The sequence below is a fragment of the Methylotenera sp. genome (assembly GCF_030684185.1).
Taxonomy (GTDB): Bacteria; Pseudomonadota; Gammaproteobacteria; order Burkholderiales; family Methylophilaceae; genus Methylotenera.
In genome coordinates this window covers 18,607-31,100 of record NZ_JAUXOY010000008.1, presented here as the reverse complement: position 1 = coordinate 31,100, position 12,494 = coordinate 18,607, and the positions used below count along the sequence as shown (strand labels likewise).

Below are 12,494 nucleotides of genomic sequence, written 5' to 3'. Positions count from 1 at the left end.
TTTGTAAATTGAGCAAATTTAAAGATTTAAAGACCGCCCACCATCAACAGCCAATACATGACCAGTAATAAAAGGCGCGTCAGTAATTAAAAATTTAACTGCTTTTGCCACGTCTTCAGCTTCGCCTAAGCGTTTCAGTAATGTTTGGTTAATTACACGCTGACGATATACTTCGTCAAACTGAGGATTGTTTTCAGGCCACTGCACAGGCCCAGGGGCTACTGCGTTCACACGTACTTCAGGGCTTAATTCATGCGCGAGTGATTTAGTGAGCGTTACTAAACCCGCTTTTGCCACGCTGTACACAATGTAGCCTTTTTTCGGGCGTTCTACATGCATATCAGTAATGTTGACAATACAACCATGATTTTTGCGTAGTTCTGGTGCAGCAGCCTGAGACAAAAATAGTGGAGCTTTTAAGTTGCTGCCCATCAAGTCCTGCCACTTGGATTCGTCAATATCGCCAATTTCACTCGCATAATAGGTGGATGCGTTATTAATAAGTACATCTAAGCGACCAAAGTGGCTGACAGTTTCGTTAATTAGGTTAGGTAGGCTGGCAATATTTAATAGGTCGCCCTGAATAATCGCGACAGAATTGGGGCGCTGTAAACTTAGCTCAGCCTGCAGGGCGCGCGCCTCGTTTATAGAGCTTTTGTAATGTATCATCAGGTTAAAACCTTCGGCATGCAAGTTACGACAAATAGCTGCACCTACGCGCTTGGCACCGCCAGTAATCAGCACTATTTTATTTGTGTTGTTTGTAACCACGTATCGTCCAATCTGAATTGTTAACTATTATAATCTACTCTATGAGTACATTGCCCACACCATCGTTCGATGCTAGAAAACATAGCCAGCATCTCATTGAATTAATTCAGCTTAAAATTAAAAAAAAAGACGGTTGGCTGAGTTTTGCGGAATTTATGCAGCTAGCGCTTTATGCCCCAGGCATGGGTTATTACAGCGCTGGCAGTCAAAAGTTTGGTGATATTAAAAAAGGTGGCGGAGATTTTGTTACTGCACCAGAAATTTCACCACTGTTTGCGCAAACGGTTGCCAATCAAATCGCACAGATTTTACTTGTAACACGTGGCAATGTTCTTGAGTTAGGCGCGGGAACAGGCAAATTAGCAGCTGATATTTTGCTGACATTGGCACAGCTAAACATTTTGCCTGCCAAGTACTTTATACTGGAAGTAAGTGACCACTTGCGCCAAGTTCAGCTAGAAACCTTACAGAAAAAACTACCATCGGACTTAATGCAGCATGTGGAATGGCTTGACATTTTGCCGCCAAGTTTTAAAGGTGTGGTTGTTGGCAATGAGGTGTTAGACGCCATTCCTGTCCATATTGTTCATGCTACTGCCGATAGCTTACGTGAGCGCGGTGTGGTGACAGATGGTGAAAAGTTTGCATGGCAAGATAAAGTATTGAGTGAGCCGAGTTTATTGAGTGTCGTCACTGCACTCAACTTACCAGAAGGCTATATTACCGAGGTTTGCCCTGCAGCAAGTGGTTTGATTGCTAGCCTTGCTAACATGTTAAAAAAGGGTGCAATTTTAATGATAGATTACGGTTTTTCTGCGCGTGAGTATTATCATCTGCAGCGCAACCAAGGCACAGTTATGTGCCATTATCAGCATTATGCGCATACTGATCCGTTAATCAATATTGGTTTGCAAGACATTACCGCACATGTGGACTTTACAAGTATCGCTCATGCAGGTGTTAATAACGGTTTAGTGTTAAGCGGCTTTTGTAGTCAGGCACAATTTTTAATGAATTGCGGCATTTTAGAGATACTGTCGCAGGTGTCGCCGCTAGATATGGCAAGTTACGCGCCGTTGGCCGCTGCTACGCAGAAACTGCTATCCCCTGCAGAAATGGGCGATTTGTTCAAGGTGATTGCATTGAGTAAAAATGTTGACGAACCGCTGATAGGATTTATTAGCGGCGATAAATCACACACTTTATAAATACATTGTTACTCGCATTCTCACCTTCGCTAGAATGGCATGTAATTGATAATATAATGGACGCTATGACAAAATTAAATCAAACAGAAGAATCCCCGAATCTGGACACTGATAAAGAAGCATTAAAGAATCGCCGCATTCGTAGCTTTGTATTACGCCAGGGCCGAGTCACAAAAGGGCAAGCACACGCATTAGAAATTGGCTTGCCAAAATTTGGTATCAGTTACGCGCCAGAAATTATAGACTTGAACGCAAAATTCAATCGTACCGAAAGCAAGAAAATCTTGGAGATTGGCTTTGGCATGGGTGAAACTACTGCAAAAATCGCCCAGACTTTGCCTGAGTGTGATTTTCTAGCTGCTGAAGTACATACGCCTGGTGTCGGCGCCCTGCTTAAGTTGATTGAAGAGTTAGCGCTTACTAACATCCGAATTATTCAGCACGATGTAGTCGATGTGCTGCAAAATATGCTGAAAGATGCAAGTTTAGATGGCGTGCATATTTTTTTCCCTGACCCTTGGCATAAAGCTCGTCACCATAAACGTCGGTTGATTCAAGCAGGGTTTGTGAAGTTGCTTTGTACCAAACTTAAAGTGGGTGGGTATTTGCATGTTGCGACTGACTGGCAAGAGTATGCGGAATGGGTTTTAGAAGTATTAAATGCTGAGCCACAATTACAAAACACAGCCGAAAGCTATGCTGAAAAACCTGGATATAGACCGTTAACCAAGTTTGAAAATCGCGGGTTGAAGCTTGGTCATGGCGTTTGGGATATGGTGTTTAGGCGTAAATAAAGATATTGCTGAAATTAGATAGATAGCCTTGATTTCGTTATGCTGAATCGAGACCAAGCTTGCTAATTGACTTCTTTGTCACCGTCAAGATTAAATGATTTTCGAACTAAATCCTCAGGCTCTTCCGCAAACAACCATTTTCCAATCACTTTCTCTGCTTCTTCAACGCCTTGTTTTTTCAGGCTAGAAAATAGTTGTATCGTGCACTCGCTGTGGTAATGGTTTCCCCAAGTTTCAATGAGTTCTTTACGCACACGGTTGAGTGTTAAGCTGGCTTCACCGCGCGAGAGTTTGTCGGATTTTGTTAATAAAACATGCACAGGTTTTCCACTAGGACAAAACCAATCCAGCATTTGGCGGTCCAATGGAGTGAGCGGATGGCGGCTATCCATGACTAAGACTAAACCGCCCAAGCTTGAGCGTTCACTTAAATAGCGGGCAAGCACGTTTTGCCAGTGGGCGCGCATGGCCTCAGGTACTTTGGCGTAACCGTAGCCAGGTAAATCGACTAAGTGTCTATCATTACCAAGTGTAAAAAAGTTAATGAGCTGCGTGCGGCCTGGTTGCTTGCTCACGAAGGCTAGGCGATTATGATTTGCAAGGGTGTTGAGCGCGCTGGATTTTCCCGCGTTAGATCGACCTGCAAAAGCCACTTCAATACCGCTGGCAAGCGGTAAGTCACGTAAATGATGCGCTGAAATGAAGAACGTAGCGTTTTGAAACAATGGCATGAAAATCCAATTCTATCTGATGGGTCATAAATGCAGCGCTAATTGAAATCAAGTAGAAATAAATTAAATGCTATATTTTACGACGGTGTAAACAATAGTGAAAAATGCTATCACGAATAGGGGTTTTTCGCTAAAATAGCGCGTTAATTGATTGAATAATTTAGATTAGTCGCGCATTCTGTGCGTAAAATTATATAGTGTACGTTAAGTTTAGCGTAAGTAAATTTGATATTTGGGAGCGGTAATGCAATTTCATCATCTAATGCGGTTAAATTCAGTAAGCGTTAATTTAACTGGTTTAATGTTTAGTGTTTTGTTCAGTGTGTCGGCGCAGGCTGCGGCGGACAAGCCCGCAGCGCCTGCTGACAAAACGCTACAGACTGTAAATACAGTATGTGCCGCTTGTCACGGCGCCGATGGTAATAGCGCAATTACGCTCAACCCAAAATTAGCTGGTCAGCATCCTGAGTATTTAGTGAAGCAACTCGCTGAATTTAAATCGGGTAAACGCGCAAACGCGGTGATGACTGGCATGGCAGCGATGTTAAGTGACGCTGAAATGAAAGATGTAGCAACTTATTTTGCGAATCAGAAACTCACATTAGGCGTCGCTAAAACAAATGGTGCTGGGTCATTGGGTGAAAAAATCTACCGCGGCGGTATTGCGGCAACGAATGTGCCAGCTTGCGCAGCATGTCACGGCCCAGCTGGCGCAGGTTTACCTAAGCAGTTCCCACGTTTAGCTGGTCAGCATGCAGATTACACGCTGGCACAGATGAGAACTTTTCGCACTGGCGAACGTGCGAATGCACCGATGATGATGGCGATATCTACAAAAATGACTGATGCCGAAATGGCTGCAGTAGCTGATTATATTCAAGGTTTACGCTAGTAGGCCTTGTAAAGGGTAGCAAGTTTGCTACCCTGTGCATTTATTAAGTAGATTCAATATATCTTAATCTACTTGTTCAGTAACAATCATCTCCAATCTAAACCTCACCTCACCATCGCGGTTATCCACCAGACTCAATTGGTAGCCTGCATTGCTGGCTTGTTGTGCTGCATGGAATAACCCAACCCCTAATCCGTTTTTTGAGCTTATGTGTGATTTAAATAAACGCTCAACCACGCTATCTGGCATTGCTGAGCCGGTGTCAGTCACTTCTAAACAAAAGTGATTGCTTGGCATTAAGCTCACCTTAATGAGGGTGTTAGCTTCAAGTTTGGCTTTTTCTAAGGCATTATGTAGCAGGTTGTCCACAACGCTATCTAGTACATCTGGGTCGATATTGGTCTTAGGCATGTTGATGGGGGCTTCAAACGATACTTGTAGTTGTGTATTAATCTGTTTAAAGGTTTTCCACCAACTGGCTACTTTTTCCTGGCTCTTCTTCTCGGCGCTAGGGCGCTCAAGTTTAGTCAATGTGCTCGCCAGACGTTGGTTTAGCCGAGGTAACTGTTTTTTAACCAGTTCAATCAGTCTAGCGTCATCACTACCATCATCGCTACTTTGCTCTGCTGCTGCAGATAGCGTGCCCATAGATTGCAAAATGTTTTTTATGTCATGCGTCAGACGTGAGCCAGTTTCATAAAGAGATTGCATGTATGTATTTTGGATAAGCATTTCCTCACGACGTTTAGCCTCATAAAATTCACCCAATATCTGCGTAAGCAGTTGCACATGTAAATACATGGCGGGGCTAAATTGCCAGCGTGAATAAAGTGTTAAATGTAGCTGATGAAAATTAAACGTGGAAATATAAGGTGTGGAATTGCCAATTTGATTTTTGGTGCCTTCAACTTCCCACATTAGCCCGTTCACCCAGTTAAGCGCGACTAGCTCTCGCATCGCTGCCTGTAAAAATTTTTCTGCGGTAGGTTCGTATTCTGCATATTTGGCGATTTGTCTAATCCAATGTTCAAAGGGCAGACCGATGCTTAATAAATATCGAGACATCAGCAACTCTAAGCCAGAAAAAGTTGAGCTTGGATTCCATAACCAACTCAAAACGACTAAGGTAGCCGCCAAGCCCATGACAACAACTATCAGTAATTGTATGTAGTGAATTTTCCAAATAACGCCAATGGCAAAGCTACCGAGTATGACGATAGAGGAAAGTAAAAAAATCAATAAGGTATAAAAAAAGTCTATGTTAGTGCTTTGACTGCTAATTTTACTTTTGCTTGATAAGAATAAAATAGCAATTGGCAGAAACGGTAAAAAGTAAGTCAATAAAAACTCAGCTGCCGCCAAATCGTCATTTGCTTTAAGTAGTTTGGGCACAACCCATAACAGCAAAATGGCAAGCAAATAGGTGGAGGCCAGGATGTTAGGTAACCTGTCGCGTGTAGATTCGCCTGAAAAAATACGGCCACCAATCAGTGCAAACAGACCCGCTATCCAAAACGCAATGACCCACCAGTTTAAAAAGAACATGCCAACGCCAGCGCCAACAACAATCAGGAATATGGCTTGCCACGACAGCGCTTTGGTTTGCCGCATTACAGGTTGCCACATCAAAAAACAGCCGTAGTGGCACAAAAATAATGCTCTATGCAAACCGCTCGAGTCACCCCAAATCAATAAGGCATGCAATGATAAAAGCATGAGTGCCATCAATCGGTCGGAATCATTAAATAGTTGGCGACCCAATTTGAATATTGTTTGCATAAAATGTTGGCTCATAGAGTTATTATAGATTGCTGGCTTATTTAGTATTGTATTCTGAAATTAAGTAAAAGAAACATTCCAAATAACGTTAAAATTTGAACACAACTGTTGGTTTTTCGACAGGTATTTTACGAATTTTTAGCAAAATTGTTCTTTATTTCAGCAAAAATACCAAAAATAGGCCAAAAATAAGTTGGTACGGTATTTGCATGTAGTTTGTTGAAAGTTGAACATAGTCTTTTGCAAGAAATGTCTCAACAAACACATATTTTTAGTTCGGGGAACTACATGAAAAAACAACAAGCAGGTTTTACTTTAATTGAGTTGGCGATTGTACTGGTGATTATCGGCTTGCTCTTAGGTGGCGTGTTAAAAGGCCAAGAGCTAATAAATAGTGCCAAGGTTAAAAATATGGTGAGTGATTTTAAAAATACTCAAGTTTATATTTACGGTTACCAAGATAAATACAGGGCATTACCTGGTGATGATGCAAATGCCGTTGCACATTTAGGAGCTGCGGCAATACAAATCCCTGTGTCAGCAACTGGAGCGGGCAATGCAGTAATTTCAGGTGCTTGGAATGGCGGTGCAAATGGTACTTTACCTGCAACAGAGTCAGGCGCATTTTGGCAACACGTTCGTTTGGCTGGGTTAGCTCCAGGGCCAACATCAGGAACAGATGCAAACTACTACCCAACTAATGCAGATGGTGGGCGCATCGGGGTTCAAAGTGTATCTGGTTTTTCAGGACCTACTGGGTTGAATGGAGCTTATGTAATTTGTTCAGCAGCCATTCTAGGTAGGTTTGCTAAACAAATTGATATAACTTTAGATGATGGTGAAACCTCAACAGGGTCAGTAAGAACCTACAAAACTGGCGAGACAAATTGGTCAACGACCACAGGTGCTGGTGCAGTTGATGATTCGACTACTTATAATGTATGTATGGCATTCTGAGGGTCTGGCTATTCGGCATAATTGATGACCTGACTAGCGAATAGAGCCCCGAAATTCGGGGCTTTTTTATCGCCAGAAATTTCAGATTTCACAAAGAGCGATAGTAATTTAACTGCTTGCTTAGAAGCTAAATTGTTTTAGAATGATGAATTGAAAAAAATCAAACAAAAATAGAAGTACAATCTTAAGCTATACATGACCAATAATATCGTACAAATTGATAATCTTTCCTTTGGTTACAAAGGTCGGTTGCTGCATAAAGGCATCAATATGGTGTTTCCACGCGGAAAAGTCGTGGCGATTATGGGTGGTAGCGGCAGTGGTAAAACTACTTTGTTGCGTTTAATTGGCGGGCAGATTAAACCAACTAAAGGCGAAGTGCGTGTTGGTGGTGAGATTGTGCACAAGCAAGATCGAGATGGTATTTTCAAGCTGCGCCGTCAAATGGGTATGTTGTTTCAACACGGGGCTTTGTTTACTGATTTAAGCGTGTTTGATAATGTTGCGTTTCCTATGCGTGAGTTGACCGATTTGCCAGCCTCTATGATTAGAGATTTGGTGTTGATGAAATTAAATGCAGTGGGTTTGCGCGGTGCCCATGCCTTGATGCCAACTGAACTTTCAGGTGGTATGGCTAGGCGCGTGGCTTTGGCGCGCGCAATTGCGCTAGACCCGGCTATTATCATGTACGATGAGCCTTTTGCAGGCTTGGACCCTATTTCAATGGGTGTGGTTTGTGAATTAATCCGTAGCCTGAATGATGCACTTGGTGCGACATCCATCATTGTTTCGCACGATGTTAAGGAAACCTTTTTGATAGCAGATTACGTTTATTTTGTGGCTGATGGCGTTGTTGCCGCAGAAGGAACACCAGATGATTTAATGCAATCTACGCTGCCATTTGTGCATCAGTTTGTACATGGCGAAAAAGACGGCCCTGTGCCATTCCATTATCCCGCTGCCAACTATCAGACTGAGCTGCTTAACCAAGCATCAGTTCGTTAAAAAGTCAGCAAAATCAGAACAAATGATTAAATCAAATCTACTCATTGGCATTACGCGAATATTAACTGGCATTGGCCATCGAATGATAGAGCGTATTTGGCGCTTAGGTGCGGGTGCCAGACTATTTTTCTTGACGATTATTTATTCAGGTGAAAGTTTTAAGCGGTTTCACCTGACATTGCGAGAAATTTACTTTACGGGTGTGATGTCACTATTGATTGTAATTGTTTCGGCATTTTTTGTTGGTATGGTGCTGGCTTTGCAAGGATATAACACCTTGCAAAAATATGGTTCATCTGAGGCAATCGGCGTATTGGTAGCACTTTCGCTAGTACGTGAGCTGGGTCCAGTAGTGACAGCATTGTTATTCGCAGGGCGGGCGGGAACGGCTATTACTGCTGAAATTGGTTTAATGAAAACAACTGAACAGCTATCTGCCATGGAGATGATGGCAGTAAACCCAATTGCGCGCGTGATTGCACCACGTTTCTGGGCTGGCGTGATATCAATGCCAATTTTAGCCGCCTTGTTTTCTATGGTGGGTATTTTGGGAGGCTATTTGGTTGCTGTGCCCCTGATAGGTGTAGATGATGGTGCCTTTTGGTCACAGATGCAGGCGAACGTAGACTTCAGGTTGGATATCGTCAATGGGGTGATTAAAAGCTTGGTGTTTGGCGTGGCTTGTACCATGATCGCTTTATTTGAAGGCTATGACGCACCACCGACTGCCGAGGGAGTGAGCCGTGCGACAACGCGCACAGTAGTCATTTCATCGCTGACCGTATTGGCTTTAGATTTTGTTTTAACGTCTTTCATGATAGTGATATAAGGCATAAAGACTGGTAAATTGAGGGGGATATAAGTGGATAGAACGAAAATAGATTTATGGGTAGGGGTTTTTGTGGCGCTGGGTATGGCTGCCTTGTTAGGACTTGCCATGAAGGTTGGAAACCTAACATCAAGTAAGCTTGGTGAAACATTCAGTGTAACCGCCGCATTTGAAAATGTAGGTAGTCTCAAACCTAATGCGCCTGTGAAAAGTGCTGGAGTTGTAGTGGGTCGCGTAGGTAGTATTGCCTTTGACAGTAAGAATTACTTGGCAGTTGTGACGATAAATATTGATAAGCGTTATGCTTTTCCAAGCGATGTTGAGGCGAATATTTATACGGCAGGCTTGCTGGGTGAGCAGTACTTAGGCATTGAGGGTGGTGGCGCAGATGAGCCTGTAGTGAATTTGAAAAATGGTGATAAAATTCACAAAACGCAAGACGCAATTGTGCTCGAAAAAATGATTAGCACTTTTTTATTTAGCAAAGCTTCTGAAACGAATGGTGGTGCACAAGGGTCTACTGCTAAAGCGACCTCAGATGCTAAGTCAACCGAATTGGGCGATGCGCCGTTCTAAGTAGTTGGCTATGTGCTTAATTCTAAATACATAAAGCTACAGTTAAATATCAAAACAGAATCAAAAAAAGGATTTAAATGAAATCGGTAATAAAGTTTTTTGCAGGTGCCAGTTTATTTGCAATGTTATTTGCCGCAGTTGGTGTGGCTAACGCACAAATTGCGCCTGATGCGCTGGTTAAGCAAACGGCTGATGATGTGTTAACTATCATCAAAAACGACAAGGATATTCAATCTGGCAATCAACAAAAATTGTATGCGGTTGTTGAAGAGAAAATCTTGCCGAATTTTGATTTTGATCGTGTTTGTCGGATGGTGCTTGGAAAAAACTGGAAAGCTGCAACACCTGAACAGCAAGCAAGTTTTCAGAAAGAATTCCGCAGCTTATTGTTGCGTACTTATTCCAACGCACTAAGCAAATACCAAGACCAAGTAATTGAATATAAGCCGATGCGTTTTGAGCCAGACGCAAAAAACGTGAATGTTAAAACGCAAATATTGCAAAAAGGCGGTCAGCCTGTTCAGGTTGATTACAGTTTGGTTAAAGGTGAGAATGGCTGGAAGGTCTACGATATTATTATTGAAAGCGTTAGCTTGGTAACAAACTATCGTAGTCAATTTAGCAATGAAATTCGCCAAAATGGTTTAGATAGCCTGAACACAAAACTTGCAGATAAAAACAAATCTGCAAGTATTAAGTAATCGGTACTAAAGCAATGGCTGACATTATCTTGCCTAATATTGTCCAGTTGGCTGATAAGTGGCACGTTTCAGGCGATGTGTTGATGGATAACGCGAATTTGCTATTAAATCAAAGTGACGCATTCTCTATGGATGATGAAGTTGAGATTGATTTTGCTGATGTGACCAACGTTGATACTGCAGCGCTTAGTTTAATTTTGGAATGGCAGCGCCGCGCAACTGCATCGGAATGCAAACTCAAATTTGCAAATCTGCCTGTTAATCTTACTAGTTTGGCGACGCTTTATGGCATAGAGGCTTTTATTCCATTGGGCTCACATTAGTTCTGGTGAGATTGCATGCTGAATTTACGAGTATGCATTAGCACTTAGATATAGCTTCATTTACCCAGCCTATTGTATTTTTTAAAAGCACCGTCATATAGCAGTAAATCATAACGGCTTGTTCATGAACAAGCCGTCTTTCGTTTAAATTGAAGTAATTGTAAATTAAAAGTGTATTTCCCAATCCCCAAAAAAATAATGAACCACGCAATTAAAATTAACGGAATACATAAAAGTTTTGGTGGCCTGCATGCGCTAAAAGGGATTGATCTAACCATAGAGCAAGGTGAGTTTTTTGCGCTACTCGGGCCTAATGGGGCAGGTAAATCGACCTTAATCAGTATTCTTGCAGGCTTAATCAAAGCCGATGCAGGAAATATCTCTGTCATGGGTTTTGATGTGGTTAATCAATATCAACAAGCACGTCAATTATTAGGCGTTGTGCCGCAAGAATTGGTGTTTGACCCATTTTTTAATGTACGTGAAATGTTGCGATTTCAGGCGGGTTATTTTGGGCGCGGGCCTGAAAACGATGCTTGGGTGGATGAAGTTCTAGAGGGGTTAGGGCTGACAGACAAAGCGCAGACCAATATGCGCAAGCTCTCTGGCGGCATGAAACGTCGTGCATTGATTGCTCAAGCTTTAGCGCATAAGCCGCCTGTGATTGTGCTGGATGAGCCCACAGCTGGTGTGGATGTCGAGTTGCGGCAAATGCTTTGGGAGTTTATTAAGAAATTAAATCGAGATGGGCACACGATTATCCTGACTACGCATTATTTAGAAGAGGCGGAAGCCTTATGCAGCCGTGTGGGCATGATGAAGCAAGGTGAAATCGTTGCCTTAGATAGCACTGCTAATTTGCTGAATAAATTTGCAGGTAAGCAATTGCGTTTAACGCTCGGTGACGTGTCGCTTCCGCCTGGCATACAAGCATTGCTTCGTACCCAAGAGCGGGGGGTATTTACATTTGCCTTAGATGATATGGCGCAAATTGAATTTGTGCTGTCCTCACTGCGTTCAGCTAATATTAAGGTCATTGATATGCAGTTGAATGAAGCAGATTTGGAAGATGTATTTATGTCATTAGTAGGTAAATCATCTGCAAGTGTATCGATATGAGCAAGCAAACAAGTTTAATGAGTAATTTAAGAGGCCCTTGGACGCTCTTAAAAAAAGAGCTGCTACGTTTTTGGCGAGTTGCTTTTCAAACGGTTGCCGCGCCAGTCATTACGGCTTTGTTATATTTGCTGATTTTTTCACATGCGCTGGAAGGCCATGTGCATGTGTACGACGGCGTTCCCTACACTGCTTTCTTAGTGCCGGGTCTTATTATGATGTCGGTACTACAGAATGCGTTTGCCAATAGTTCTTCAAGCCTGATACAGTCAAAAGTAATGGGCAACCTCGTATTTGTATTATTAACGCCACTCACGCATTTCCAGTTTTTTATTGCATTTTTGTTTGCGGCGATTATTCGTGGTCTTGTGGTTGGTTTATGTATTTATTTAGTGGCCATGTGGTTTGTTGATATTCATATTACCAATTTTTGGTTGATATTGGCTTTTGCTTTGCTGGGAAGTGCTTTGCTGGGTACGTTTGGCATTATTGCGGGAATATGGGCAGATCGGTTCGATCAAATGGCTGCATTCCAGAACTTCATCATCATGCCTTTGTCCTTTCTATCAGGTGTGTTTTATTCGATACATTCCTTACCGCCTTTTTGGCAAAAGCTATCGCATCTCAACCCGTTTTTTTACATGATTGATGGATTTAGATATGGATTTTTCGGCAAAGGCGATGTGTCGCCGCTGCTTAGTTTGTCTATTGTTGGTGCATCTTTCTTAGTGTTAGCACTGATTACACTAAAAATGTTAAAATCAGGCTACAAGCTCAGAGCATAAATTAAGAGTATCAGGTTAAAAGGTGAG

The 12,494-nt window shown here is 42.3% G+C and carries 14 protein-coding genes; 11 read left to right on the top strand and 3 right to left on the bottom strand.

Going from position 1 to position 12,494, the window contains the following annotated elements; all coding sequences use genetic code 11:
* Nucleotides 1-18 precede the first annotated feature (18 nt).
* A complete protein-coding gene (locus Q8J82_RS01135; protein ID WP_304908589.1) occupies nucleotides 19-771 on the bottom strand; it encodes a pteridine reductase in 753 nt (250 codons plus the stop codon).
* Between the two features lie 41 nt (nucleotides 772-812).
* Here Q8J82_RS01135 and Q8J82_RS01130 point away from each other — a divergent pair, with 41 nt between their 5' ends.
* Together Q8J82_RS01130 and trmB are read left to right on the top strand one after the other, a co-directional pair.
* On the top strand, nucleotides 813-1,979 hold the full coding sequence (locus tag Q8J82_RS01130) for a class I SAM-dependent methyltransferase (protein WP_305327609.1): 1,167 nt from the start codon (nucleotides 813-815) through the stop codon (nucleotides 1,977-1,979).
* Between the two features lie 65 nt (nucleotides 1,980-2,044).
* Complete coding sequence (gene trmB, locus Q8J82_RS01125; protein ID WP_305327608.1) at nucleotides 2,045-2,773, top strand: tRNA (guanosine(46)-N7)-methyltransferase TrmB; 729 nt, start codon at nucleotides 2,045-2,047, stop codon at nucleotides 2,771-2,773.
* 62 nt (nucleotides 2,774-2,835) lie between these two features.
* On the opposite strand, the gene yihA is transcribed toward trmB, so the two are convergent.
* Nucleotides 2,836-3,504, bottom strand: a complete 669-nt coding sequence (gene yihA / locus Q8J82_RS01120; RefSeq protein WP_304892017.1) for a ribosome biogenesis GTP-binding protein YihA/YsxC — start codon at nucleotides 3,502-3,504, stop codon at nucleotides 2,836-2,838.
* 244 nt (nucleotides 3,505-3,748) lie between these two features.
* Here yihA and Q8J82_RS01115 point away from each other — a divergent pair, with 244 nt between their 5' ends.
* Nucleotides 3,749-4,396: a cytochrome c gene (locus tag Q8J82_RS01115; protein WP_304892016.1), complete on the top strand. Its 648-nt coding sequence runs from the start codon at nucleotides 3,749-3,751 to the stop codon at nucleotides 4,394-4,396.
* A gap of 63 nt (nucleotides 4,397-4,459) precedes the next feature.
* Here Q8J82_RS01115 and Q8J82_RS01110 read toward each other — a convergent pair whose 3' ends face one another.
* Complete coding sequence (locus Q8J82_RS01110; protein ID WP_304892015.1) at nucleotides 4,460-6,022, bottom strand: ATP-binding protein; 1,563 nt, start codon at nucleotides 6,020-6,022, stop codon at nucleotides 4,460-4,462.
* Between the two features lie 441 nt (nucleotides 6,023-6,463).
* On the opposite strand from Q8J82_RS01110, the gene Q8J82_RS01105 reads away from it, so the two are divergent.
* From Q8J82_RS01105 to Q8J82_RS01070, 8 genes are all read left to right on the top strand, one after another.
* Nucleotides 6,464-7,132 carry a prepilin-type N-terminal cleavage/methylation domain-containing protein gene (locus Q8J82_RS01105; protein WP_305327607.1) on the top strand — a complete coding sequence of 223 codons (669 nt, stop codon included), beginning with the start codon at nucleotides 6,464-6,466 and terminating at the stop codon, nucleotides 7,130-7,132.
* Nucleotides 7,133-7,327: 195 nt separating this feature from the next.
* The gene (locus Q8J82_RS01100; RefSeq protein WP_305327606.1) at nucleotides 7,328-8,137 is read left to right on the top strand and encodes an ABC transporter ATP-binding protein; all 810 of its coding nucleotides are present in this window, start codon (nucleotides 7,328-7,330) and stop codon (nucleotides 8,135-8,137) included.
* A 22-nt stretch (nucleotides 8,138-8,159) separates the two neighbouring features.
* Nucleotides 8,160-8,966 (top strand): lipid asymmetry maintenance ABC transporter permease subunit MlaE, encoded by an 807-nt coding sequence (mlaE, locus tag Q8J82_RS01095; RefSeq protein WP_304892012.1) that lies wholly within the window; start codon nucleotides 8,160-8,162, stop codon nucleotides 8,964-8,966.
* 33 nt (nucleotides 8,967-8,999) lie between these two features.
* Nucleotides 9,000-9,542: an outer membrane lipid asymmetry maintenance protein MlaD gene (gene mlaD, locus Q8J82_RS01090; RefSeq protein WP_305327605.1), complete on the top strand. Its 543-nt coding sequence runs from the start codon at nucleotides 9,000-9,002 to the stop codon at nucleotides 9,540-9,542.
* 77 nt (nucleotides 9,543-9,619) lie between these two features.
* Nucleotides 9,620-10,243 (top strand): phospholipid-binding protein MlaC, encoded by a 624-nt coding sequence (locus Q8J82_RS01085; protein ID WP_304892010.1) that lies wholly within the window; start codon nucleotides 9,620-9,622, stop codon nucleotides 10,241-10,243.
* 14 nt (nucleotides 10,244-10,257) lie between these two features.
* On the top strand, nucleotides 10,258-10,566 hold the full coding sequence (locus Q8J82_RS01080; RefSeq protein ID WP_304908597.1) for a lipid asymmetry maintenance protein MlaB: 309 nt from the start codon (nucleotides 10,258-10,260) through the stop codon (nucleotides 10,564-10,566).
* Between the two features lie 198 nt (nucleotides 10,567-10,764).
* Complete coding sequence (locus Q8J82_RS01075; RefSeq protein ID WP_305327604.1) at nucleotides 10,765-11,685, top strand: ABC transporter ATP-binding protein; 921 nt, start codon at nucleotides 10,765-10,767, stop codon at nucleotides 11,683-11,685.
* Nucleotides 11,682-12,467 (top strand): ABC transporter permease, encoded by a 786-nt coding sequence (locus Q8J82_RS01070; protein ID WP_305327603.1) that lies wholly within the window; start codon nucleotides 11,682-11,684, stop codon nucleotides 12,465-12,467. Before Q8J82_RS01075 ends, Q8J82_RS01070 begins: the two co-directional genes overlap by 4 nt.
* Nucleotides 12,468-12,494: the final 27 nt, after the last annotated feature.

Excerpts from the sequence above, each read along its gene's own strand:
- Q8J82_RS01130 (WP_305327609.1), top strand. The coding sequence starts at position 813 with ATGAGTACATTGCCCACACCATCGTTCGATGCTAGAAAACATAGCCAG.
- trmB (WP_305327608.1), top strand. The coding sequence starts at position 2,045 with ATGACAAAATTAAATCAAACAGAAGAATCCCCGAATCTGGACACTGAT.
- yihA (WP_304892017.1), bottom strand. The coding sequence starts at position 3,504 with ATGCCATTGTTTCAAAACGCTACGTTCTTCATTTCAGCGCATCATTTA.
- Q8J82_RS01115 (WP_304892016.1), top strand. The coding sequence starts at position 3,749 with ATGCAATTTCATCATCTAATGCGGTTAAATTCAGTAAGCGTTAATTTA.
- Q8J82_RS01110 (WP_304892015.1), bottom strand. The coding sequence starts at position 6,022 with ATGTGGCAACCTGTAATGCGGCAAACCAAAGCGCTGTCGTGGCAAGCC.
- Q8J82_RS01105 (WP_305327607.1), top strand. The coding sequence starts at position 6,464 with ATGAAAAAACAACAAGCAGGTTTTACTTTAATTGAGTTGGCGATTGTA.
- Q8J82_RS01100 (WP_305327606.1), top strand. The coding sequence starts at position 7,328 with ATGACCAATAATATCGTACAAATTGATAATCTTTCCTTTGGTTACAAA.
- mlaE (WP_304892012.1), top strand. The coding sequence starts at position 8,160 with ATGATTAAATCAAATCTACTCATTGGCATTACGCGAATATTAACTGGC.
- Q8J82_RS01085 (WP_304892010.1), top strand. The coding sequence starts at position 9,620 with ATGAAATCGGTAATAAAGTTTTTTGCAGGTGCCAGTTTATTTGCAATG.
- Q8J82_RS01080 (WP_304908597.1), top strand. The coding sequence starts at position 10,258 with ATGGCTGACATTATCTTGCCTAATATTGTCCAGTTGGCTGATAAGTGG.
- Q8J82_RS01075 (WP_305327604.1), top strand. The coding sequence starts at position 10,765 with ATGAACCACGCAATTAAAATTAACGGAATACATAAAAGTTTTGGTGGC.
- Q8J82_RS01070 (WP_305327603.1), top strand. The coding sequence starts at position 11,682 with ATGAGCAAGCAAACAAGTTTAATGAGTAATTTAAGAGGCCCTTGGACG.